Origin of the sequence: Paraburkholderia sp. CI2, from assembly GCF_014201055.1 — a bacterium.
GTDB lineage: Bacteria > Pseudomonadota > Gammaproteobacteria > Burkholderiales > Burkholderiaceae > Paraburkholderia > Paraburkholderia tuberum.
In genome coordinates this window covers 309,852-334,089 of record NZ_JACHDL010000002.1, presented here as the reverse complement: position 1 = coordinate 334,089, position 24,238 = coordinate 309,852, and the positions used below count along the sequence as shown (strand labels likewise).

19 protein-coding genes and 5 pseudogenes are annotated in these 24,238 nt (G+C 60.2%); 16 read left to right on the top strand and 8 right to left on the bottom strand.

Translation table 11 applies throughout. The features are described from left to right. Positions 1–65: 65 nt before the first annotated feature. Positions 66–1,703: an NAD-dependent malic enzyme gene (locus tag HDG32_RS05275; protein WP_184064005.1), complete on the bottom strand. Its 1,638-nt coding sequence runs from the start codon at positions 1,701–1,703 to the stop codon at positions 66–68. A 303-nt stretch (positions 1,704–2,006) separates the two neighbouring features. On the opposite strand from HDG32_RS05275, the gene HDG32_RS05270 reads away from it, so the two are divergent. From HDG32_RS05270 to HDG32_RS05265, 3 genes are all read left to right on the top strand, one after another. Continuing rightward, positions 2,007–2,411 (top strand): transposase, encoded by a 405-nt coding sequence (locus HDG32_RS05270; protein WP_184064003.1) that lies wholly within the window; start codon positions 2,007–2,009, stop codon positions 2,409–2,411. 371 nt (positions 2,412–2,782) lie between these two features. Next, positions 2,783–2,905: a hypothetical protein gene (locus tag HDG32_RS36240; protein ID WP_260335760.1), complete on the top strand. Its 123-nt coding sequence runs from the start codon at positions 2,783–2,785 to the stop codon at positions 2,903–2,905. A 1-nt stretch (position 2,906) separates the two neighbouring features. Further along, positions 2,907–3,113, top strand: a complete 207-nt coding sequence (locus tag HDG32_RS05265; protein WP_184064000.1) for a hypothetical protein — start codon at positions 2,907–2,909, stop codon at positions 3,111–3,113. A 59-nt stretch (positions 3,114–3,172) separates the two neighbouring features. Here HDG32_RS05265 and HDG32_RS05260 read toward each other — a convergent pair. Then, positions 3,173–3,292, bottom strand: a pseudogene (locus HDG32_RS05260) (transposase); the annotation flags it as partial. A 323-nt stretch (positions 3,293–3,615) separates the two neighbouring features. On the opposite strand from HDG32_RS05260, the gene HDG32_RS05255 reads away from it, so the two are divergent. The 11 genes and pseudogenes from HDG32_RS05255 to HDG32_RS05205 all read left to right on the top strand — a co-directional run. Continuing rightward, positions 3,616–5,025: a cytochrome ubiquinol oxidase subunit I gene (locus HDG32_RS05255; RefSeq protein ID WP_184063998.1), complete on the top strand. Its 1,410-nt coding sequence runs from the start codon at positions 3,616–3,618 to the stop codon at positions 5,023–5,025. Positions 5,026–5,067: 42 nt separating this feature from the next. After that, a complete protein-coding gene (gene cydB / locus HDG32_RS05250) occupies positions 5,068–6,054 on the top strand; it encodes a cytochrome d ubiquinol oxidase subunit II (RefSeq protein ID WP_184063996.1) in 987 nt (328 codons plus the stop codon). 34 nt (positions 6,055–6,088) lie between these two features. Continuing rightward, positions 6,089–6,832 carry a (Fe-S)-binding protein gene (locus HDG32_RS05245; RefSeq protein WP_184064196.1) on the top strand — a complete coding sequence of 248 codons (744 nt, stop codon included), beginning with the start codon at positions 6,089–6,091 and terminating at the stop codon, positions 6,830–6,832. Continuing rightward, entirely contained in the window at positions 6,829–8,205 is a 1,377-nt protein-coding gene (locus tag HDG32_RS05240) for a lactate utilization protein B (protein WP_184063993.1), read from the top strand. Before HDG32_RS05245 ends, HDG32_RS05240 begins: the two co-directional genes overlap by 4 nt. Further along, positions 8,202–8,801, top strand: a complete 600-nt coding sequence (locus HDG32_RS05235; protein WP_184063990.1) for an LUD domain-containing protein — start codon at positions 8,202–8,204, stop codon at positions 8,799–8,801. The genes HDG32_RS05240 and HDG32_RS05235 overlap by 4 nt, the downstream gene beginning before the upstream one ends. Positions 8,802–8,823: 22 nt before the next feature. Then, positions 8,824–11,022 carry an FUSC family protein gene (locus tag HDG32_RS05230; RefSeq protein WP_184063987.1) on the top strand — a complete coding sequence of 733 codons (2,199 nt, stop codon included), beginning with the start codon at positions 8,824–8,826 and terminating at the stop codon, positions 11,020–11,022. Between the two features lie 125 nt (positions 11,023–11,147). Continuing rightward, positions 11,148–11,939 carry a response regulator gene (locus HDG32_RS05225; protein WP_311539602.1) on the top strand — a complete coding sequence of 264 codons (792 nt, stop codon included), beginning with the start codon at positions 11,148–11,150 and terminating at the stop codon, positions 11,937–11,939. 361 nt (positions 11,940–12,300) lie between these two features. Next, positions 12,301–12,693, top strand: a complete 393-nt coding sequence (locus HDG32_RS05220; RefSeq protein ID WP_184063984.1) for a hypothetical protein — start codon at positions 12,301–12,303, stop codon at positions 12,691–12,693. Between the two features lie 108 nt (positions 12,694–12,801). After that, positions 12,802–14,373: pseudogene (locus tag HDG32_RS36970) on the top strand (PAS domain S-box protein); the annotation flags it as partial. Positions 14,374–14,479: 106 nt separating this feature from the next. Further along, entirely contained in the window at positions 14,480–15,313 is an 834-nt protein-coding gene (locus HDG32_RS36230) for an ATP-binding protein (RefSeq protein WP_311539601.1), read from the top strand. Between the two features lie 188 nt (positions 15,314–15,501). Continuing rightward, a pseudogene (locus tag HDG32_RS05205) lies at positions 15,502–16,080 on the top strand (FUSC family protein); the annotation flags it as partial. Here the strand turns inward: HDG32_RS05205 and HDG32_RS05200 are convergent. From HDG32_RS05200 to lon, 6 genes and pseudogenes are all read right to left on the bottom strand, one after another. Continuing rightward, a complete protein-coding gene (locus HDG32_RS05200; protein WP_311539607.1) occupies positions 16,013–16,738 on the bottom strand; it encodes an IS110 family transposase in 726 nt (241 codons plus the stop codon). The pseudogene HDG32_RS05205 and the gene HDG32_RS05200 sit on opposite strands and share 68 nt — an antisense overlap. Continuing rightward, positions 16,711–17,031, bottom strand: coding sequence for a hypothetical protein (locus tag HDG32_RS36225; RefSeq protein WP_260335744.1), 321 nt, complete (start codon positions 17,029–17,031; stop codon positions 16,711–16,713). Before HDG32_RS36225 ends, HDG32_RS05200 begins: the two co-directional genes overlap by 28 nt. A 132-nt stretch (positions 17,032–17,163) precedes the next feature. After that, positions 17,164–19,077, bottom strand: coding sequence for an ATP-binding protein (locus HDG32_RS36965; RefSeq protein WP_184063975.1), 1,914 nt, complete (start codon positions 19,075–19,077; stop codon positions 17,164–17,166). Continuing rightward, positions 19,077–19,527: pseudogene (locus tag HDG32_RS05190) on the bottom strand (response regulator). Before HDG32_RS05190 ends, HDG32_RS36965 begins: the two are co-directional and overlap by 1 nt. Beyond that, positions 19,515–20,702 (bottom strand): PAS domain-containing sensor histidine kinase, encoded by a 1,188-nt coding sequence (locus tag HDG32_RS05185; RefSeq protein WP_184063972.1) that lies wholly within the window; start codon positions 20,700–20,702, stop codon positions 19,515–19,517. Before HDG32_RS05185 ends, HDG32_RS05190 begins: the two are co-directional and overlap by 13 nt. A gap of 125 nt (positions 20,703–20,827) precedes the next feature. Further along, positions 20,828–22,726, bottom strand: a pseudogene (gene lon, locus HDG32_RS05175) (endopeptidase La); the annotation flags it as partial. Positions 22,727–23,595: 869 nt separating this feature from the next. Between lon and HDG32_RS36210 the strand changes: the two are divergent. Together HDG32_RS36210 and HDG32_RS36205 are read left to right on the top strand one after the other, a co-directional pair. Further along, on the top strand, positions 23,596–23,859 hold the full coding sequence (locus HDG32_RS36210; protein WP_260335740.1) for a hypothetical protein: 264 nt from the start codon (positions 23,596–23,598) through the stop codon (positions 23,857–23,859). Positions 23,860–23,916: 57 nt separating this feature from the next. Beyond that, on the top strand, positions 23,917–24,099 hold the full coding sequence (locus HDG32_RS36205; protein ID WP_260335738.1) for a helix-turn-helix domain-containing protein: 183 nt from the start codon (positions 23,917–23,919) through the stop codon (positions 24,097–24,099). Positions 24,100–24,238 lie beyond the last annotated feature (139 nt).

Below are 24,238 nucleotides of genomic sequence, written 5' to 3'. Positions count from 1 at the left end.
TCTCTAGTGATCCGCCGCACGGCGTGGCGGCGGATTACGCATAGGCGGTTATCGGAATGACTGGCTCAGTACTCCGGCTTGTAGAGCTGCCCTTCAATCCAGGCGCGGATGTCGCGCGGGCGTTCGACCTGTGCCAGACCCTCGTCGAACATGAATTCCGCAATCCGCGTCGCCGTCGTCACTTCCGTCTCCACGATGTTCGCCTGGCTCGGATACAGCATGCCCTCCGCACGGAGATTCGCGTCTACCTGATCGGCCGTCGCCCGGGCAGCAGCGATGAAGCATGCGTCGGTGAGCCGCCGTGGGCGTGCCACGTACGTTGCCAACCCGATTGCCGGGTAAATGTAGAAATTATTGGCCTGACCGGGGTGGAAGACCTTGTCACCGAGTGTCACGTCCGGGAACTGCACGCCCGCCGCAAATAGCGCCTTGCCGTTTGACCAGTTGTAGGCCTGCTCTGCCGTGCATTCGGCCTTGTAGGTCGGGTTAGACAGCGCGAAGATGATCGGCCGCTCATTGAGTCGGCTCATCGTCTCGACCACTCGCTGGTTGAAAGCACCACCTTTGGTGCTGACGCCGACCAGGATCGTCGGCTTCAGCGTCTCGATGGTCTTGACAAGGTCCTGCGATGGTTGCCCCTTGTGCGCGAACGGCTTCTGCGCGTCCGAGAGGTCGGTGCGGGACGGCTCCAGCAGCCCGTTGATGTCGAACATAGAGATGCGGCTGCGTGCAGCGTCCTGCGACAGGCCCTTCATCTGCATGGCCGATACAACCAGGTTGGCGATGCCGATCCCGGCAGAGCCAGCGCCGAGGAACAGGATCCGCTGCTCGGTCAAGGGCGCATCGATGATCTGTAGCGCCGTTGTCAGGCCTGCGAGAACGACGCTTGCCGTGCCCTGAATGTCGTCGTTGTAGCACAGCACCTTGTCTCTATACCGATTCAGCATCCGGATGGCGTCGGTGCCCTTCCAGTCCTCGAAGTGGATGCAGCAGTCGGGAAAAACAGTCTGCACCGCCTGGACGAATTCCTCGGTCAGCTCGTCGAGCTCCGCAGCTGAGGGGGGCTTCTGGCGCAGGCCGAGATAGAGCGGATCGGCGCGCAGAACGTCGTTGGTCGTGCCGATGTCGAGCAGCACCGGCAGGAGGCATGATGGCGGTAGCGCGGCACAGGCCGTATAGAGCTGAAGCTTGCCGATCGGGATGCCCATGCCGTTGGCGCCGATGTCGCCCAGGCCGAGGATGCGCCCGCCGGTCGACACGCAGACGAAGCGGATGTCGCGCTCCGGCCAGTTGCTCAGGACCTCGGCGATCCGCCCCTTCATGTGCCGGGTGATGTACATGCCGCGCGCGCGCCGGTAGGTATGGCCGAACGTGAGGCAGGCCTCTGCGACGGTCGGGTCATAGAGGATCGGGATAAAGCGAGCTGGATCGGACATCACTGTGGCGTAGAACACTGTCTCGTTCCGATCCGCCAGACCGATGAGATAGATGTACCGGTCAAGATCGTTTGGCTTGAACTGAAGATGTTCGAGCACCCGCTCAACCTGCCGGTCGAGGCTTTCCGGCGACGACGGCAGAAGACCTTCGAGTCCGAGCCGCCGGCGTTCATCTTCGGAAAAGGCCGTTCCCTTGTTGCGTGCCGGATCGTTCAACAGTGCGAGGCCGCGCAGCGTGTTGGTGGGCTGGGAAGTCGGGGTCTGCATGATGGGATCACCTCTCGGGTAGAAATTCGAAGACTGGGTCCGGAAACGGCGTGTCCCTTTCTGAAGTCTCAGGAGGTCATCGTCGTCCATGGAATCAAGATAAACGGACGAGTCAAAGAAAACCATTCTACGAACGGTCGCTGCAATCCTCCTCTGGCAAAGCGCGCTCATACTTTTGGATACCTCGAGGCATCGTAAGCGCCCGGCAAAGGCACCTTGAACCGGCAGGGGATGAAAGCGACGATCGTGTCCACCTAATTTTGGACCGACCCCCAGAAGTTGGACACTTCTGCAGGGAGTATTGTGGGCAAGTATTCGGAAGAGACGAAGCTCGCGGTCGTCAAGGATTATGTTTCGGGAACAGCGGATCTCAAAGTCGTTGCTCGCCGCCATGATGTGGAGGTTACGTCGCTACGCAAATGGGTGGCAGGTTATCGTTCGCATGGTCCTGCAGCCTTCGCGGCCAGGGTTGTCATGGTCGATGTGAGCGATCCGAAGAGCGGCTCAATGAAGATAATCGACGCATTGCGCGCACGTTTTCCTGCGGCGTCAATCGTCGCCATCTCTGGTTACTTCCATGCGGGGCCCGCGATGGCTGGCTCAGTGGCTCGACAACTCGGTGTGGACCGGGCACTTGCGAAGTCGTTCGGATGTAGCGAACTGGTTGAGGCGGTCAAGGCGCTGCTCGGACAGCAAGCGATCGGGTAAGTTCTGCTCCGAGTTCCAGTCGCAAGTGCCGGGTAGCCCTTAGGACCGGCCGTATTACTCGAGGCCAGGCACTCTGTCGTACTTGAACACTCACTTGCTGGATGCCTCGAGTATCCAAACGTATGAGCGCGCCATGCCAACGGAGGATTGCTGCGACCGTTCGTAGAATGGCTTTCTTCGGGTTGTTCATTTATCTTGATTCCATGGACTTTGCGATTTCATTTGAGGGGCGCCATGTTAAACGTTCTCCATAACCGGATTCATATCGGTAGCAACGCGTACGACGCTACACGTTCGTCCCCTGGCTGAACAAGAACGCGTATCGCCGGACTGTTGACCTTAGCCACCTTCGGTATCCAGTGAGGGCCACGATGAGCACGAACGCAAAAGATTTGCTTGAGCTGCGCCGAGATGATCCAACGTCGGCAGAACTGCGGAAGATGGCCGAGAACATCATCGCCGTCGGCGTCGCAGATCAACACGAGGGCTGCTGACATGAAGGCGCTCGAACAGTGGCGCTCCCGACCGCTGCAGGTCAGTGTCCTGGATCGCTGCGATGAATGCGGCGAGATGAAGGAAGACGTTCAGAAGCGTGTGAACTATTGGCCGAATATTACTGCCGTCTGCTGTGGGAAGTGCTTCACCGAAATGACCGGCGAACACAGCGGATTTTCAGCCCTATCAGGGGTCAGCGATGGCTGAAATGGCGCGCATCGCAATGCTGTCATACGCCCCGCAGGAAGAAGTCCCCCTTGGGGGGGCAGCGCGTCTTCAAGTCCTTCATCCGACAACCCGTACCACTGTTGCAGGAAGTAAATCCGCAGCATCCGTTCAAGATCAACCGGTGGTCGGCCTCGCTCGCCCTTTGGGTAGTACGGCTCGCTACAAGGCCGTCGGCTATGTCAGCGATGACAACCGAGCCAGATAAATCAGTGTTTCCCTTGATCGCGGCAGGCTCACTGGGCGGTAGCCAGCCCGCGGATATCAGTTCGATCCACCGTCGAGACTTACTGCTACGTCGCCCTCGGGAGATTCAGTGGAGGTGTACTCGAGAAACTGAAAACCGATCCGATTGACACGCGAAATCATATCAGTCGACGGTTTTCTACATTACCGATGTAACGCAGTGCGGCCGACTTGAAACGAGCGGGCAACTGCAGGCCGCGACACTCCTTACCAAGGCCCAACTTCACGGAGGCCGCGCATGCAACCGCTCGCTCTGACCCTGTCGCGCATTCAGTTCGCGGCGACCATTTCGTTTCATATTATCTTTCCTGCTTTCACGATCGGCCTGGCCGCGTGGCTTGCATTGCTGGAGGCGATGTCACTGGCTACGCAGAATCCGACTTACCGACGCGTCTTCGAGTTCTGGCTGAAGGTATTCGGGGTTGCCTTCGGAATGGGCGTCGTGTCCGGTGTCGTGATGGCATTTCAGTTCGGCACCAACTGGAGCGTGCTGTCGCGCGCGAGTGGTCCGATTCAAGGGCCACTGCTAGCCTATGAGTCTTTCACCGCGTTTGCTCTGGAGGCCTCGTTTTTCGGCATGATGCTGTTTGGCCGCAATCGGGTACCGAAGTGGCTGTATCTCGTCGCATGCATGCTGGTAGCGCTAGGGACCACCCTGTCGGCATTCTGGATTCTCGTCAATAACAGCTGGATGCAGCATCCGGTGGGCTTCAGGATTGAGAACGGTTTATACGTCCCGACGGACTGGGCCGCGATCATCTTCAATTCCGTGGTTTGGGTCCGCTTCCCGCACATGCTGATCGGCGCATACCTGACCACTGCGTTTTGCGTCGCCTCAGTGGGGGCGCGTTATTTGCTGCAGGGGCGCTACAAGTCCGAGGGCACCGTCATGTTGCGCATGGGGCTGGGCCTTGCCGCCGTGCTGATCCCGGTGCAGATACTCTTTGGCCACCTGGCTGGCGAATATGTCCACGATTTGCAACCCGTTAAATTTGCCGCCATCGAAGGTCGCTGGTCGGACGAACAGCCAGCGGCCGAGGTGATTATCGCTTTACCGGACGAGGCGACCGAGAGCAACCGCTTCGAATGGAAGATACCGGTTCTGGGCAGCCTTATCGGATCGAGCTCGCTCACTGCGAAAGAAATCGGTCTGAAGGATTTCCCGCGATCGGACCGCCCGCCCGTGCTCATTCCATTCTTCGCGTTTCGCGTGATGGTGGGTTGCGCAATGCTGATGCTGCTGCTCGCATGGGTCGGCAGCTACGTCGCCCGGAAAAAGAAGCTGCATGAGCGCCGATGGCTGTTGGTGCCAGTCGCCTGGAGTTTCCCGCTCGGCTTCATTGCGGTGTTGACCGGTTGGTTTACCGCCGAAGTTGGCCGCCAGCCCTGGACGATCTGGGGTGTTTTGCGCACAGCCGATGCCGTGACGCCACATCTGTCCGGCCAGTTCGCCGCTCTCTCGCTTGCTGCGTACGTTGCGGTCTACGGGTTCGTCTTCTGCTGCGGGGTCTTCTATATCTATCGGATCGTACGTAAAGGCCCCGATGCGCGTCCTGTGGTCGCGTACTGGGGCGGCCATGCTATTGCCAAAACGTTCCGGGAGGACAGCGACCTTGCTGCGGAACCCAACGCTGCCAAGCACGAATGACTGCCCGGCAGTTCTCATCATTACACTGATCAGGAACTCAAGATGACCTGTTTCTGGCTGGCTGAACTTGCATTTTCGTTGCTGATGTACGTCGTGCTGGACGGCTTTGACCTGGGTGTCGGCGTACTGAGTGGCTTCGCCGGCGACACACAGCGACGCGACGTCATGGTCGCCTCCATCTCGCCGGTATGGGATGGCAACGGCACCTGGCTGGTGATCGCTGGTGCAACGCTGTTCGGCGCGTTCCCTGACGTCTACGCGCTGCTGTTGCCGGCGTTTTATTTACCGCTCGCTGGAATGCTGATCGGACTGATCGCGCGCGGGGTGGCCATTGAATTTCGCCACAAGACGGTCCGCGGCCGGTGGATCTGGAACGTGTGTTTCTTTGCCGGCTCGCTGCTTGCAGCGTTCATGCAGGGCGCTGCTGTCGGCGCGTATGCGCAAGGCCTGCCGGTGCAGAACATGGAGTTTGTCGGCACTGGACTTGAATGGGCGACTCCGTTCTCGCTCTGGTGCGGACTGAGTCTCGTGCTCGGCTACGGGTTGCTCGGCGCCGGCTGGCTGGCACTCAAAACGGAGGGCGATGTGCAGGCGTTCGGATACGTCGCAATCGGGCGTCTCCTCTGGATGACGCTGCTTGCGGAAGCCGTGGTCTTCGCGACAACCATCGTGTCGCATCCTCAGGTCGCAGCGCGATGGCACGAACATCGTGCGCTGTATGTACTGCCTGTGGCCGGTCTGCTCGCATCGCTTGGAATCGCTTACGGCCATCGCAACCACGCGCTGCGGCTTTCGTTCTGCATGACCGTGTTGCTCTTTGCCGTGTCGTTCCTCGCGCTCGCCGCGTCGTTTCTGCCGTATATCGTCCCTTTCTCGGTGACGTTGCGAGAGGCTGCAGCACCTGCGTCGAGTCAGACGTTCATGTTCTGGGGGGCTGGGTTGTTCGTGATGCCCATGGTCGTCGGCTACACGTGGGTCGCGTATCGGGTGTTCCGTGGAAAGGTCGATGCAGCGCATACATACCACTGATCCTCGATATCGAAGTCATTTTTTAGGAAGTGTCATGAAAGTTGCCTTGTTCATTCCCTGCTTTATCGATTCCTTCTTTCCGGATGTGGGTATCGCAACGCTGGAGTTGCTCGAGCGTGTCGGCTGCGAGGTCGACTATCCGCTCGACCAGACATGCTGCGGCCAGCCGATGGGTAACAGCGGCTGCGAGAAGGAAGCCGCCGCGACCGAAGCGCTGTTCGTGAGGAATTTCTCGGGATACGACTACATCGTCTCCCCGAGCGGGAGCTGCGTGCACCATGTACGCGATCACCTTACCGCTGTAGCACCTTCGACGGAGAGCAAGGCGGTGCGTGCCAACACTTATGAGCTCGTCGAGTTCCTGCACGATGTGCTGAAAGTCGATTCGTTTCCGTGGGCGTCTTTTCCGCACAAGGTTGGCCTGCACAACAGTTGTGGGACGTTGCGGGCTTTGCGCACTGCGAGCATGTCCGAAGTGAAGGAAACGCCTTTCTCGAAGCCTCTTGCGCTGTTGAGCAAGGTTCGAGGCATCGAGTTCGTGAAACCGGAGCGCCCGGACGAATGCTGCGGCTTTGGCGGCACTTTCTGCGTGAGCGAAGAGCCCGTGTCGGCGCGGATGGGGCAGGACAAGGTCCGTGACCACAAGCAGGCGGGGGCCGAGTACATCATTTCCGCCGACTCGTCGTGTCTAATGCATCAAAAAGGATGTTCGGACCGGCTCGGCCTCGGACTGAAGTTCATCCACATCGCCCAGATTCTTAACGGAGCAAGTTCATGAAGCGCGTCGATCACGTCACGTCTTCCCGCGAGTTCATTGCGGACGAAAAACACATCCAGTTCCACGACAAGCGTCTCTGGGGCTTGCGCACATCGCGCGATCAGGCTGTGCACGATATCGACGAGTGGGAAGAGCTTCGCACGCTCGCATCCGGAATCAAGGAGCACACGCTGACTCACCTTGCCGATTATCTGGAGGAGTTCGAGCGCAATGCGACGAATAACGGGGTGATTGTGCATTGGGCCGCGGATGCGGAAGAACATAACCGCATCGTCCATGAGATTCTAAGCAGCCACAACGCGAAGACGCTCGTCAAGAGCAAGTCAATGCTGACTGAAGAGTGCGAGATGCGCGAGTACCTGGAAGCGCGTGGCATCGCCGTCGTCGAGACCGATCTCGGCGAGCAGATCCAGCAGCTCGATGAACAGATGCCGTCCCATATCGTCGTACCCGCGGTCCATAAGCTCGCCGCGGACGTTGCGGACGTGTTCTCAAAGACAATCGGCACCGATCCGAAGAATCACGATGTTTATTACCTCGCCGAAGCGCAGCGCCAGGCGACGCGTCCGCTGATCCTGAACGCCGACGCAGGCATGACGGGCTGTAATTTCGCCGTTGCGGAGACGGGCGGGATCACAGTGTGTACCAATGAGGGTAACGCTGACCTGAGTGCGAACGTGCCACCGCTGCACATTGCGTCGATCGGCATCGAGAAGCTGATTCCGAAGCTCGAGCACCTTGGCGTGTTTATCCGGATGTTGTCGCGTAGTGCACTCGGTTCGCCGATCACCCAGTACACGTCGCATTTCAGGGGGCCGCGCGCAGGCGGCGAAATGCACTTCGTGCTGGTCGATAATGGCCGCTCCGAGCGCCTTGCGATGGATGACTTCTGGTACTCGCTCAAATGCATCCGCTGCGGCGCATGCATGAACACGTGTCCCGTCTATCGGCGCAGCGGAGGGCTCAGCTATGGCGGCGTGTATTCCGGTCCCATCGGCGCAATTATCAATCCGACCTACGACCTCAAGAAATACAGTGCCTTGCCGTTTGCCTCGACCATGAACGGGAGTTGCACCAACGTCTGCCCGGTGCGTATCAACATCCACGAGCAGATCTATAAGTGGCGGCAGATTATCGCGGAGAAGCACGAGTTGCCGTTCGTCAAAAAAGAGGCGATGAAGGTGGCGGGCAAGGTGCTGTCGGAGCCGAAACTCTACCGCGCTGCCACAAAGGCAGCGAATGGCGCTGTCAGCACGTTGCCGCGTGCGTTCCTTTACAACCCGTTTAATGCGTGGGGCAAACAGCGTGAGGTGCCCGAGGCGCCGAAGCAGACGTTCCGTGACTGGTACCTGAAAAAGAGGAAAGCGAAATGAGCAACCGAAACATGATCCTCGCGAAGCTGCGCGCAGTCCAACCCGCTCCGCGTCCGCTTCCCGACGTGCCGCTATACGACGAGAAGCTGCCGCCCGCACTGGAAACGTTCAAGAAATCGCTCGCGCTCCTCGGTGGCACCTGGGTCGACGCGCCGGCAAATGGAGATATCGAGGCCTTCGTCCGCTCGCGGTTTCCCGAAGCGCAGGTGTTCTGCTCGGCGGTTCCCGAAGTGGCGGGGGCACGGCGTGTTCGTGACGTGGCCGACCCGCATGATCTTTACGACGTCGACGTCGGCATCGTTCGGCCGTCGTTCGCGGTTGCCGAAACCGGCTCGATCTGGCTAAGCGAGGCCGAGTACCTGGTCAATTCGCTTGGCTACCTGTCCCAGCATCTCGTCGCCCTGCTGGACCCGGCCGACATCGTGGGAAATTTGCATCATGCGTATCACCGGCGGGAATTCTTCGAGGCGAACTATTCGGTGCTGATGAGTGGGCCGTCGGCAACGGCGGACATCGAGGGTGTGTTGATTCGCGGCGCGCAAGGGATCCGCTCGTTGACCGTGATTCCGGTGCCTCGCGTACCCATCGTCGGATAGCGGGTCAACGAAGCGACTTGCCATGGTTTCTGTCCCGTTCGTGCAGAACACCCTGCGTTGGCTGGCAGCCTCGCGCGCGCTGCGTCACGTCCCGCTAACCGACGCGTTGCGTGGCGGAATTATTTGCACCGTGCCCGCGGTGCTGGCCGCGATTCTGCATGCGCCGCTGTTGAGCTGGTCGGCGATCGCGGCCTTCTGGACCTGCTTTGCCGATTCCGGCGGCCGGCGACGGACAAGACTCGCATTTGCGATGTCTTTCGGCCTCGCCGGCTCGCTGGCTTCGGGCGTTGCATCGTGGTCGGGCGAGTGGCCAGTGCTCGCGGTTGTGCTTGCTGCCGCAGTCGGATTCGCGGGCGCGTTTGCGAGGGTCGGCGGCCCCAGGATCGGGTTGTCGGGATTGCTGGTCGCGACCGCATTCGGCGTGTCGACCGCGTTCCCCGGGCACGACTTCGTTCACGCGACGCGGTACGCAGCTTACTTCCTGTATGGCAACCTTTGGGCGATCGGATTTGGCGTGCTGCTATGGCGCGGGGACCACTATGCCCCAGTGCGACGCGGGGTCGCAGCGTGCTTTGCCGAGATGGCCGACCTCGCCTTCGAATTGTCGCAGTGCACGGCGACCAGTCGCGCTGATGGAGTCACGTCAGCCGATGCGCGCGGCGCAACACGGGCGCGCGTGCGAACGAGGCTGGAGGCCGTTCGCGATACGGTCCTCATCGTATCGCAAGGACAACCTTCGGCACGGGCTTGCGCCTCGCAGGCGATCGAACTGGCAACGACCGCCGAACAGACGTTTGTCGCACTTGTCGCATTGGACCATCTGCTTGCGCCCGACGTGGTTCCCGTCATGCCGCATCGAGCGCGCGCGTTGGTTTCAACCGTGTTCGCCGAAACAGCGGAGTTGTTGAAGGAGATCGCACTGTGTTGCAAGTCTGCGTGCCCGACACTTCGGGGCGAAATCAGGCAGCGGCTTGTGTCCCTCGACGCGGCGATTGGCCGGCTTCAGGCGCGCACTTCGGGGCTTTTTGCTGTTCCTCATGAGCAATTCGACGTCGCGACGCTAGCCGCGGTTGTTTCGCGTGTGCGCAGCGCCATCGGCCGGGCGCAGGCGCTGCTGCGGGCAAGCGGGGCAGATGGCTCGGCCGTAACGCTTACGGATGGCAATGAGCAGTCTTCCTGGCGTTCGTTCAGCAGGCAACTGTCGGCTAACCTGAATGCCGACTCAAGCTGGTTTCGATACGCGTTGCGCGTCGCGCTTGCAAGCGCAACCTCGGTGTGTCTGGTGCTGTATTTCAGGCCTGGTCACGGCTATTGGCTGATCCTCACCACGTTTTTCACCATGCAGCCGAATTTCGCTTCGACCTTGAAGATATCGGCCCATCGTGTCGGCGGAACCGTCATCGGAGCAATGCTCGCGGCTGCGCTGGGCTTTTTCATCCATTCGCCCTTGTGGCTGGCGATACTGGTCTTCCCGCTCTCCGTGGGGACGCTCGCGGGGAGGGCGGTCAACTACATCGTCTATACGCTTTTCCTGACACCGCACTTCATCCTGGTGGCAGAGCTGGGTCAGCCAGGCGGCTCGGAACTGACCCTCGCGCTAATGCGCATGGCGAATAGCGTTGCCGGCGCGGCTCTGGGAGTTGCCATCTCGCTTCTCGTCTGGCCGCATTGGGAAAGACATCGAATCGCCCATGTTGTCGCAACGGCTATCGAGACGAGCGCACGCTACGTCACTCAAGCGCTGTGGGCTGCGGCGGCCGGCGCAGACTCAGACGTCCTGCTCGCCGGATTGCGCCGTCAGGCTTGCATTGCGACCGACCAGATGGAGGCTTCAATGGGGCGTATGCGCATAGAGCCGAATGCCGGTGTGCGATGGGACATGGACGATAAGACCGTGGTCGCCGCACTCAGACGCACGATCGGGGCGGCGACATTGCTCGAGCTGTCAGTTGATCCGGCGGGCCTGTCTTCATCGGCGCAGACGATGGGTGCGTTTGCCCAATGGGTTGAGGATGAGATGGCATGGAGTGCTGCGTTACTGCGGGGAGAAAGCTCTGCTACGGACAACTCCGGTAAACGTGGACCGCCGCCGCTGCTTGATGACTCGATCACGCTCTCGATGCGACACGCGTTGCAGCGAATTTCCTCGGGGGTTGAGACGCTACGCGAGAGCGCCGAGCGCGATGGCAGATCGTCAAAGGCGAGAATTGCAGTCGCATGACGGCGATGTACACACGCGTGCGGGCTGACGTCCGTCCGCCCAGTGAAATGGTTCACTATAACCGACGCATTCAGATATTCATCCTCAAGCCATGGTCAATCTCCCCCACGTACTTGCGGTCGACGATGACCCCGCCATCCCGCGAGCTGATCGCCGAATACCTGAACCAGAACGACATTCGCGTCACGGTGGCGACGAACGGCAAGGAGATGACGACGGCGCTCGCGGAACACGCAATTGATCTGATCATTCTCGACCTGCGCATGCCAGGCGAAGATGGCATGCAGATCGCGCAACGCCTTCGCGAGCAGTCGTCGCTTCCTATCATCATTGTGTCAGGGCGGCGCGACGAGGCCGATCGCGTGATGGCGCTGGAACTAGGGGCGGACGATTACATCACGAAGCCATTCAGTTCACGGGAACTGCTCGCACGGATCCGTGCGCTTCTACGGCGTGCAACCGCGATGGCCGGAGAGGCGGGTCGCCAGGTGGATGCACGCGCATACCGTTTTGCAGGATGGGAACTGGTTCTTGGCACACGCAAACTGACGTCGCCAGCCGGCGAGCGTGTCGAGCTCACGAATGGCGAGTTTTGTTTGCTGAATGCTTTTCTCTCGTCGCCGGCGCGAATTTTGACACGAGACCAACTGCTCGAGGCCAGCCGTCTCTATGACGACGTATACGATCGCTCGATCGACGTCCAGATTCTGCGTTTGCGGCGGAAAATCGAGGAAGACCCTTCGCGGCCGCAGTACATCAAGACGGAATGTGGCGCCGGGTACATCTTTGCTGCGCCAGTCGAGAAATTGAACACGGCGGCGCAATGGGCGGGGAGCGGTGCGATGCCTGCCGAAGGTCTCGGCGAGGCTGCGGCGCTCGACAACGACGAAGCCGCACCCGCGAAGAGACGACGCTAGCCGGGAAGTAGCCGGAGATATCAATCGTCGCGGCAGCCGAAAACCGACTGTGCAACTTGTCGGCGATACCGCTCGGGGATAGCTTCGGCGAATTCAGTTTTACGAAGGGGCCTACATGCAATCGTTCGGAGCGGCGGGTGTTGCGGTCGAGTCGTTCAGTTGCGATGGATTGATTTCCGTAGTACATGAAGCGATATAAAAACTACCAGACAACGGTCGCATTCGCGCGGGCTATATCATGTTTGAAGCAGAACGGACGAAGCGGACGGTTACGTGGCCCTACTGGCATCGGGTCATCGTAGTAGGCGCATGTCTGATCGTAACGCTCTTGTCCTTGACATCGGGCTGGAGTCTTTGGCGCTTGCGCAACGACACGCTTGCCAAAAACGAGCGAGAGCTTTCGAGCATCTCGAGTGCGATTGCCGAGCAGACCACGCGATCGTTGCAGGGCGTCGAGCTGCTCCTGCGACGCGCTGCCGTCTTGACGGATGTGGAGCGGGTGGGAACGTCGTCGTCCAGTTCGACAGAATTTCTACGTGGACAAACGGGCGGGGTGCCGCAGATTCGCGAGCTTACGGTGGCCGATGCAAGCGGAAAATTGATCGCAAGCTCGGCAGCGGCTGACGGTTCGGCCATCAATATTTCCGCTCGTCCGTATTTTCAGTACCTCGAACACGCCAAAGGCGACGCCATAGCGGTTAGCGAACCGATCACTAAGGAGGCTGCGCCTCAGACCGACGAGTGGTATTGGTGACTGCGTGACGTAGGGTGGCTCCGGTCGAGCCGGCTGGGACAAGCCCAGCGATGTACGAGCTCGAAGCTCAATGGGGTCCGAAGACCCCGTGGACGACCGGAGCCAGACATGACGCTATCACAGAGTGTGTGCGATGTTCTACGGGACCACGTCGTGCTCGAGAGCGAGTGCGTCGACCGGATGTACCTGAACGTATACGTGCCGCAGTTGCAGCGCGTAGGTGGCGTGGTGTGGTACCTGCGTGGGCATCTCGGTCAGCGCTTTGCCTCGACCGCGACGGTGGCGCCCAAGACCGAGGCGTTCGTGGCTAACATCGAGAGGTTTGTAGCCGGGCAGGGTGTGGATCTGGTGAGCTTTGGCAAGCACCAGCGCAAGGACGACGTCACCCAGCAGTATCTGCAGCGGTTCGACGCCGACGAAGGGATCCTGTACGTCGGCCGGGCCCAGGAGAAGGCGCGTGTGGTGCGCACCGAGCGGCGCCGTTGTGCACGCACCGGCATGAGCTATCCGTGGGTGGTCGACGGCAGCGCGATGGTGAACCACTATTACTTCTACTGCATGGACGAAGACTTCGGCCCGTTCTTCCTTAAATTCTGCTCCTACTTTCCGTACACCGCGAAGCTGTGCATCAACGGTAACGAGTACGCCAAGTGCCAGTTGCGCAAGCGCGGCATCGCCTTCGAGGCGCTGGACAACGGCATTCTTTCCTGCGAGGACCCCAAGGCCCTGCAGCGCATCTGCGATGGGCTGGACGACAGGAAGATCGACCGGCTGCTGCGCAAATGGTTGCGCACGAACGGCGAGCCGGTCATCACCTATCTGCAGCCCGCCAGTGCGCCGATGGGAAAACGCATCCAGTCGGAGACTCATTTCGTCCAAGGCTTCCCATTGGCGATCCAGGTTTTGCGCGATGATTCCTTTGTCCTGGCGCATTGGCGTGCCTTTTCGATCAATGTCCTGGTGCGAACTGCATTGATTGCAACTGTGATAGCGATGCTCGCGTTCTTGCTGATCAAGCTGTTGCGCAGCCTGCAGGGCGTAATCGAGCAGTTGCGGTCTAGCGAGCAGCGCTGGCGCGCGGTGTTCGAGCATGCCCCAATCGGCGTTCTGGTTTTGCACGCGCACAGTAACTATCTGATGGCCAATCCGGCCTTTGAGCGGATGCTGGGCTATTCGCGCGAGGAGTTGGCCCAGTTGCGCGCAATCGACATTACCCATCCAGACGACATCGAGGTGACGAAGTCGAACATCGACGATCTCGTTACCGGAAGATGCGACAGTGTTCGTTTTCAAAAACGCTACTTGCACCGGGACGGACACGTCGTCTGGACCGACATGAGCATTGCGCGCGTGTTTGCTATCCACGGGCCGGCCGCGCAGAGCGGTCGCCCGACGGAGCACATGCTGATTGCAACTGCGGAGGACATCACGCAACGCCTCGACGACGAGGATAAGCGGCGCAGGCTCGAGGATCAACTAAGACAATCGCAAAAGCTTGAAGCGCTCGGGACATTCGCTGGAGGCGTCGCCCACGATTTCAACAACATTCTGGGTGCGATTCTCGGCTATGGAGAACGGGCGTTATCGGTGCTGGGCGAAGGCACTCCGGAGCGACGGTATGTCGACCAGATGACGCGGGCAGGCGACCGCGCGCGCTTACTGGTGGAACGTATTCTCACATTCAGTCGAAGCGGCATGACAGCGCGGGTGCACGTTCATTTGCAGCCGGTTGTTGCCGAAGCGATCGAACTGTTGAAAGGGACGCTGCCCGCGACGATCAAACTCGATGTCCGTCTCGATGCAGACGACGCGTTCGCCATGGGCGACGCCACGCATGCACCAGATCATCATGAACCTCTGCAGCAATGCGGTTCATGCGATGCCCCAAGGTGGCGTGCTTGGCATCGCGCTTGTTCGCGTGCGCTTTGGCGCCCCGGTCGCGTTTTCGCATGGCGCGTTGGGCAACGGCGACTTTGTCCGGCTGACGGTGAAAGATACCGGCATCGGCATTCCCGCCGATGTGCTTGAGCGCATCTTCAACCCTTTTTTCACGACACGAAGAGCCGGCGAGGGCACGGGCCTCGGACTTTCGCTCGTCGACGGCATCGTTCGCGAGTACGGCGGCGGCATCGATGTACAGACCGCGCCGGGTGAGGGCACTCGCTTCGATGTGTATTTGCCCGTCACGGATGCTCCGCCGGCATCGCACGAACATGGGCGCGAATCGTTGCCTCATGGCGACGGACAAGTGGTTCTGCTGGTCGATGACGAGGACACGCTCGTGACTTTGGGGGAGGAGGTACTTGCGGAACTCGGCTATGAACCGGTCGGGTTCCGTTCGAGCATCGCAGCCTGGGAGGCGCTCCTGACGGAGCCTAACCGATTCGACGTGGTAATTACCGACCAAACGATGCCGGAGCCCACAGGCCTCGCCCTGGCGGCCCGGATTCGCACACTGCGTCCTGGGTTGCCGGTCATTCTGTATAGCGGGTTCAGCAATACGACACTGGAGCGCGACGCGCGAGAGGAGGGCGTACTCGCCGTGCTGCGGAAGCCGTTACGGCAGGCCGATATTGCGGAGGCGCTCGCGCGCGCGTTCCAACCGGCGTCCTCTCACTGAGATCGCGTACCGGTATTGCTCAAACGCGTTGGGCAACGATTTCAGACGTAACAAACGAGCGGTTTTTCGAAATTCGCCTGCAACCCGAGGTGCCGAATATTCCTGTCGTGCGTGACGACTGCCGTCGTCGACAAACAAAATTGGAATCTGCAACCGTGACGTATCAATAGAGCTCCGACCCGGCACCGCTGCAGCAGCAGCGGTGGAAACGCGTACTACGCAATGCCAGGCTGCACACGTTAGAGTGGGGTGCGCGCGACGGCCTGATGTGGCTTCATCTCGCCAAGGCAGTTACCGCAGCTCTGCTTGCGCTGGGTATTGCAATGACGCTGGAACTGCCACAGCCGCGCACGGCGATGGTGACTGTCTTTGTCCTGATGCAGCCGACAACCGGCATGGTGCTCGCAAAGAGCTTTTACCGTGTCCTCGGGACAGCGGCCGGCATGGTAGCGGCTATCGTGCTCGGCGCGCTTTTTCCGCAGCAGTCCGGGCTGTACATAGCCGGCCTCGCCTGCTGGGTGGCGGCCTGCACCGCGCTTGCCCGCCATTTCCGTCATTTCCGTTGGTATGCCTTCGTGCTTGCCGGATACACCGCGGTGCTGATCGGCGTTCCCATGGCGACTGATCCCAATGGCTTGTTCCTCGCTGCACTGACACGCGCGGCCGAGGTGACGATCGGGATTCTTTGCTCGAGCGCGGTTAGCGCGTTGGTTTTTCCGACAGGCGTCGCGGCTGCGTTGTTGCACACGTTGCGTGAGCGCCGAGCCAGCGCCAGGCGAGTTCGACCAGCATCGTGCGCGCTCGCTTGTTGCCCGCCTTGCTGATGCCTTGCTCGATCTGACTGCCGCCACTGTCGTAGGGTGTCGGCGTGAGCCCCAGGCTGCCGGCCAGCTCGCGCCGGTTGGCGAAACGTCGCCAGCCAAACACTTCCTTGACCAGCACCCAGGCGCCCTTGGGGCCGATCGCGCGCAGCCGTGCCAGTTGCGCCACCAGCGGATGCTTGCCCTCGGCCAGTTCCTGGCGCCGCGCCGCTTCCAGCACCTTGAGCTGCTGCCTGACCGGCGCCAGCCGCGCGCTCTCGCGCTCGATCTCGCCGCGCAACACCGGCGGCACCTGCCCGCGATGGCGCTCCCACCACGCCGCCCAGTCGCGCCCGCCGACGATGACCGGCACACGCAGGTCGTGCAGCACCAGCAGGGAGCGGATGCGGTTCGTGTGGGCGGTACGCTCCTGGGTCAGCCGGGCCAGTTCACGGTGCGTGCGGCGCGCGTCTTCCTGTTCGGGCGTGGGCGCGTGCACCGCCGACCAGACGCGCTCGCCGGCGTGGTGGCGCCTGAGCATCACCAGCAGCTTGTCGCCGTCGAGCCGGTCGGTCTTGGCCCGCCTGGCGCGTCGGTTCACTTCGATGCTCGCCGGGTCGACCACGAGGTTGTCAATGCTTGCCCGCTCAACCAGCGATGCAGCCACCAGCCATCGCGGCCGGCCTCATAGCACGAATGCACCGGGGCCTGCGGTTCGAGCTGGCAGCGCTCCTTGGCGCGGCGCACGCAGTCGAGCACCGCAGCCGTGTCGCCGGCGTGCACGCTGAAACGGCTCGGGCCGCGCCGGCCATCGCTGGCCGTCAACTTCCACGACTTGTCGCCGAGTTCGAAGCTCATGTAGAGCTGGCCTTGGATCGCCGTATCCTTGCCTTGTGGGACTGTCGGGGTCGTCGACATTTCCGTCTCCTTTGCACAGGGTTGGAAATTCCGTTTTAGCTAAACGGGTCTGGCTTGGGTAGTCCCACATAGCATCTCTGCCTTCGCCAACGGACGGACAGCAGCGCGAGGAAGTTCTCGTGCTGCTCGCAGTTACGATGAAGTGTCTGGATGGGCGGGCACCGTGAATTGAAAGATCGCGCCGCGCGGCACGTTTGCGCTTGCCCACAATCGGCCGCCGTGTGCCTCGACGATCGAACGGCAGATCGGCAGCCCCATCCCCAAACCGGTCGGCTTCGTCGTGTAGAAAGGAGCGAAAAGGCGCTCGGCACTGTCCGCGGCAAAGCCAGGCCCCGAATCGAGCACCGTCACGAGTACACAGCCCGAGTCGGCTCTTGCCGTGCTGATGAGCAATTCCCGCACGCCATCGCTGACACCGCTCATCACCTCCATCGCGTTGATGAGCAAGTTAAGGAGGACTTGTTGCAACTGGACCCGATCTCCTTCAATTAGCGGTAATCGGTCCGCGAGATGCGTCTGCACCGAGGCGCCGTGCTTCCACGCTTCGCCACGGGTGAGCTCAATCACCTCGCGGATTGCCTTGTTGATGTCCACCGGTTCCTTCCGTGGCGGTGTCTTCCTGATCAGTTCCCGGATCCGGCCGATCACGTCCGCCGCCCAATTGCCGTCGTTGACGATACGGCCGAGCGCCTGCCGGGCCTTCTCGACTTCAGGAGGCTGGGCGTTCAGCCATCGCAGCGCCGCCTGGGCGTTGGTGACCGTCGCGGCGATCGGCTGGTTGACTTCATGAGCGATCGAGGCCGTGAGTTGGCCCATGGTTGCGACACGGTTCGCGTGCGCCAGCTCCCTTTGCACCTCCCGGTAACGCCGCTCGCTCTCGTGGGCTTCGGTTTCGGCACGCTTGCGCTCGGTCAGATCAAGCACGAATGCAACACCTTCCGTCCCGCTTGCGTCAAACGTGGCCAAACCGACCATAACGGGCACACGGCTACCGTCCCTCCTGATGTACTCCTTCTCGTAAGGCTGGGCGCGCCCCGTCTGCCCGGCCTCCACCAGGGCCCGTTCGCTGCGCGGGAGCCATTCCTGCGGCGTCAGATCCCTCCAGCCTACGCGACCTGAGCCTATATCTTCACGCTCGTATCCCACGATGCGCAGAAATGCGTCATTGGCCTCGAGAATCTCACCATCGAAATTCCAGACAATGATCCCGATGATGTTGGCATCCACGAGGCGCCGGATCTTCGACTCGCGTTCGAGCAGTGTTTGTTCGGTGCGTTTGCGCTCGGTGATATCCATGACCGCGCCCACGAAACGGAAGCGATCCGGATCAGAGTCGCTCACGCCATGCGCCACAGCTCGAACATACTTGATAGAAGCATCAGCCATCAGCAGACGATGCTCGACCGTAAATGCCTTCCTTTCGCTTGCGGCGCGGTCAATGATTTGCTGCAGACGGACACGATCGTCCGGATGCGTCCGGTCGATGATGGCCTGCACGGTGGGCTTGATGGCAGCGTCGAGCTCGAATATTCGATAAGTCTCATCTGACCAATAGATGTCGCCGCTCGATAGGTTCCAGCCAAAACTCCCTGTGTGGCTCAGTCGTTGGGCTTCCGCCAGATACATCTCGCTCCGGTGTAGCGCCTGCTCGACGTTCTTGCGTTCGGCTCGCTCACCTGCTTCGCGCAGCGCGCGCCGCACTGCGGGCACGAGCCTCGACAGCCGCGTCTTCAGAACAAAATCGGTAGCGCCACTCTTTAGCGCCTCTACCGCCAGTTCTTCGCCAAGCGTGCCGGAAACCAGGATAAAGGGCACCTCGGGACGTTCGCTTTGAGCGATCTCTAGTGCCGAGAGGCCGTCGAACGCCGGAAGTTGGTAATCCGAAAGAATCAGGTCGATTCCAACGGTTTTCAACGCAGCCTCGAAGTCCGCACGCGATTGCACGCGAACGATTTCGCAGCAGAGATGATCGGCTTGAAGGAGCTCTTGAATGAGTTCGGCGTCATTCGCGTCATCTTCCAGCAACACAATGCGAAGCCCCGACATTATTGCCCCTTCCTCATGCTGCCCGGCGGTGGCTCATTGATGACTGCCCAGAAGACGCCGAGCTCCTTGATGGCATTTACAAATTCATGAAAGTCGACCGGCTTTACGACGTACGCGTTTACCCCGAGTTTATAGCTTCGCATCATATCTTTCTCTTCGTGAGACGATGTGAGCACCACCACGGGAATGAGCTTCAAACGTTCGTCCGACTTCACTGTGTCCAGGACTTCCAGGCCATCGACCTTGGGGAGTTTCAGATCCAGTAACATGACTGAAGGGTTCTCGTTGTAGCGATCGACAAATTCCTCCCTGCAGGTAATCCAACGCTTGCTTTCCGTCCCGGGCAACCACTACCTCGTTTGCCAGGTTACAGTCTGACAGCGCGGCGAGAGTGAGTTCGACGTCTCTCGGGTCATCCTCGACGAGCAGAATGCGTCCTAGTTGGTCCATGGTGTCCTCGCAGTCTTTGCCGTTGCACCGTGTGCTTTAGGCAGTGAGAAATAGAAAGTAGCGCCCTGATCCACCACCCCCTCTGCACGGACCTTGCCTCCGTGGCGGACGATGATGCGTTGAACGATAGCGAGTCCGATGCCAGTACCTTCAAACTGCTCCGGGAGATGCAGACGTTGAAAAACGCCGAACAGCTTATGCGCATACCGCATGTCAAAGCCTGCACCATTATCTTTCACGAACACCTCCACCACGCCTTTATTCGGGTCCACGCAACCAATCTCGATTTCGGCCCGCGTTCGCATGCGTGTGAATTTGACCGCATTGGCGACAAGGTTGGCGATAACCAGTCGGAGCATGGGACGATCCCCGTAGCAGACCGGAAGAGCGTTGATTGTCCATACAATGTCTCGCCCTCTCGTGTCTTGCCCGATCTCCGCAACGACCTCCTTGACGAGCTGATCGAGGCTCACCGGCGTCTTGGTGGTCTCCACCTGTCCGACCCTGGAAAAGGCCAGCAAATCGTCGATCAGGTTACTCATTCTTTTTGCCGCCTCGACAATCGTCTGTATGTAGCGACGACTCTTATCATCGAGCGAAGAAGCCGCCTGTTTTTGCAGTAGCTCGGAGTATCCGATCACATGGCGAAGTGGCGCGCGTAGATCGTGCGAGACGGAATAGGCGAAGGATTGCAGTTCCTTGTTACTCGTTTCAAGCTGCTCAGCCCGCGCGGTGACTTCCTGATTGAGCCTGTGAATCTCGCTTTCTTTATGCTGACTCTGTTGCAATTCGGCCTGAAGGCGATCGCTGGTGTGACGAAGCTCAGTTTCGATTCGCCGTCGCGCAGCGACGAAACCGGCAAAGATCAAGGCCCATGCCGTGAAAACTAAAAAACGCGGAAAATCTTTGCTTTGAAGATCGATGGTGTACAGCGGCTCAGAAAGAAAATAATCGTAGGATGCCACCGATAGCACGACTGCCAGCACGGAAGGTCCTACCCCTCCGTACCAGCAAACAACGCCGATGGCGAAGTTAAAAGCAGACCCGTAGATGTCGTGGAACCCGTAAGTCTCGAACACGAGCGCCAGTCCAAGTGCAGCCCCAACGCAGACGACGGATAAGCCGTAGCGCAGAATCGGTGAGCGACTTTGCAAGTCCAGGTGCAAGTGCGCCAAGCTTCGCCTCGTTGCCAATGGTGCGGACCCCTGAACTAAAAATTATAGTCGTCCCAGTTCCGATCGTTGAGCAGGCGGGACGGTCAACGCGGACGTTGGCGAGCCGGCTCATGCTTGTGCCCGTTGCCCAGCGCCAGGTACACCGCCTTGTTCCTGACCGTGCCTTCGTCGCGAATCTTCAGCCGCAGGGCGTCGAAATACACGATCGGGTACATCGCCTCGAGCGGGCGTTGCTGCCATTGCTCAACTTCAGCCAGCACTTCGTCGGTGACGGTGGAAATCAGGTCGGGCGAGACTTGCAGTCCGTACAGCTCCAGCAAATGGCCTTCGGCCTTCTTCAGCAGCAGCATCTTCACGACTTTGCGGCAGATCTTCGACACTTCCCGCTCGAGCGAACGCACGCCCGCTTCGCGCGTGTAGTAGCGAATGATGTCGCGGATCGCCACTTCGGCGACCTCGATCTCGCCTTCCTTCAGGCCGCTGTTCTTCTTCTGCTTCGGCACCAGGTAACGCTGCGCGATGCTGACCTTCTCGTCCTCGGTGTAGCCCGACAGACGGATCACTTCCATCCGGTCGAGCAACGGCGGCGGAATGTTCAGCGCGTTCGACGTGGCGACGAACATCACGTCCGACAGGTCGAAGTCGACCTCGACGTAGTGATCGGCGAACGTGTGGTTCTGCTCCGGGTCGAGTACCTCAAGCAATGCCGAAGAGGGATCGCCGCCGAAATCCATCCCCATCTTGTCGACTTCGTCGAGCAGGAAAAGCGGATTGCGCACGCCGACTTTCGTCAGGCTCTGCAGAATCTTGCCCGGCATCGAGCCGATATAGGTGCGGCGGTGACCACGGATCTCGGCTTCGTCACGCACGCCGCCCAATGCCATGCGCACGAACTTGCGGTTCGTCGCGCGCGCGATCGACTGACCGAGCGAAGTCTTACCGACGCCCGGAGGCCCCACGAGGCACAGGATCGGCGCCTTGACCTTGTCGACACGTTGCTGGACCGCGAGATACTCGAGAATGCGTTCCTTCACTTTCTCGAGACCGAAGTGGTCTTCGTCGAGCACGCGCTCCGCATTCGACAGGTCGTTGTTGACCTTGCTCTTCTTGCGCCACGGCAAGCCGATCAGCGTGTCGATGTAGTTGCGCACGACCGTCGCTTCCGCCGACATCGGCGACATCAGCTTGAGCTTCTTCAGCTCGGCATCGGCCTTCTTCCTGGCTTCCTTCGGCATGCGCGCGGCTTCGATCCGCTTTTCGAACTCCTCGAGATCCGCGCCTTCTTCGCCTTCGCCGAGTTCCTTCTGGATCGCCTTGACCTGTTCGTTCAGGTAGTACTCGCGCTGGCTCTTTTCCATCTGATGCTTCACGCGCCCGCGGATGCGCTTTTCGACCTGCAAGATGTCGGTCTCCGCTTCGAGCTGCGCGAGCAGATGCTCGATACGTTCGACGACCGGGAACATTTCGAGGATGTGCTGTTTCTGGTCGAGCTTGAGCGGCAGGTGCGCGGCAATCGTATCGGCGAGCCGGCCCGCTTCATCGATGCCCGCCAACGACGTCAGAATCTCCGGCGGGATCTTGTTCAGCTTCACGTACTGATCGAACTGCGAAACGATCGCACGGCGCAGCGCCTCGGTTTCGGCACTGTCCGCGTGGTCGGGCTCGAGCGGCATGGCTTCGCACGAAAACTGCGTTTCCTGCTCTTCGATCGACAACGCCTTGGCGCGCTTCAGCCCCTCGACGAGCACTTTCACCGTGCCGTCGGGCAGCTTCCGCATCTGCAGGATGTTAGCGATACATCCCACGTCATACATGTCCTTTTCGGTCGGCTCGTCTTGCGCCCCCGTCTTTTGTGCGACAAGCATGATCTGCTTGCCGCCCTCCATCGCCACCTCGAGCGCCTTGATCGACTTCGGCCGGCCCACGAACAGCGGGATGACCATATGCGGGAAAACCACAACATCCCGCAACGGCAGCAGGGGGAGCGTCTTGCGCTCGGAACGAAGGAGCTGGGTTCCTGACATTTTCATTTCCGTATGAGTGGAGCATCTACCGCCAGGTGCAGTTTGGTGCTCAGTCCGCCTCGCGAACGTCCGAGCGCTTGTGGACCGTTAGCAGGCTGCAATTCCGCTCATTCGCCGGTCATTTTGGCGAAGCACACGGACCTGCATTGGTCGGGAGCGCCATTGTTCGAGCGCGTTCATGTCAGCAGCCCCCGCATTGATCTCCGACGGCGATGATGTTCGCGTCCATCTTCCGCAGTTCTGCCGACGTCGGATCATCTCGGCGAAGCTCGACCAAATCTCTTGCGTTCGTGCTCATCGTGGCCCTGACTGGATACAGATGCGGCTAAGGTCAACAGTCCTGCGATACACGTTCTTATTCAGCCAGGGAACGAACGTGTACTCGTCGTACGCACTGCTACCGATATAAATCCAGCTATGTAGAACTCTTAACATGGCTGCCACTCAAATGAATCTACCGCCCAGGGCATCAAGGTAGGCTGACGACTGAAAGAAAACAATTCTACGAACGGTTGCCGCATTCATACGTGAGTATCTTCGAGTGGCCCCGGAAGCGAGTGTTCAGCCCCAACTGGCCGTGCGGTCGCTGGGGCGCGTATCGACGGAAAGCATTCGCGACGTTAGCTTCAGCGTATACCTGGAAGGTCCGCCCGGACAATTCCTGGGCGGCAAGCAACGGTTCGACGCACCGCAGGTACTGTCCGTCCCAACCATCCTCGCGCTGGACATGGATCAGCCATGTACTATCCGGAGTTTTCATGGCCGGATACTGTTGCTCTTTGTGCCACGCGCCCTGCTCGAAAAGGGCGTTCCCCGACGCCGCGGCCCTGCATGGCCGCCAGGTCCACGCCACAATCCCCGTGACGCGCATGCTGATAGCACATCTAGTGGCGCTCAATCGACAAATCGTCGGCCTGAGCAAAGACGAGGCACGTCAGTCCCTTCTCAGCGCAGTCGGCCCGCTGGCTGCGGCTTTCAGCCGACAAGCGGGCCTTTCCGGCAACGCCCACGCTGCGGTGCGGGCAGCTGCGTACGGACAAGTGCGACGCTACGTCCAGGCCAAGCTGCACGACCCGGATTTGTCGCCTGACAGCGTGTTGGCGTCGCTCCATTTTTCGCGCGCCAGCGTGTAGCGCCTATTTGAGCATGAAGGCGGCCTGGCCGCTTATATCACCGGTCGCAGGCTGCGAATGGCGGCGGATGAACTGGTCCGCTTTCCGCATCTCGAAGTGCGGGACATCGCCGCGGGGCTTGGTTTCAATAGTGCGTCGAGCTTTACGCGTGCATTCCGTCGCGCCTTTGATGTGGCGCCGCGGGACTTGCACGGGTATGGCCCGTGGGATCTTCCAGATAAACGCGCGCAAGAACGTTGAACACGTGGTCGCTACTCGGCTGCGACTTTCGAAGTCACGTTGTGCGGGGTATAGCCGAGGCGTCAATCGGCAGGAACCGGCCAGCAAGCGCCGTTCGCCCGGTCTCGCACGAGGACATTCGTACGGCCGCTACCCCTCG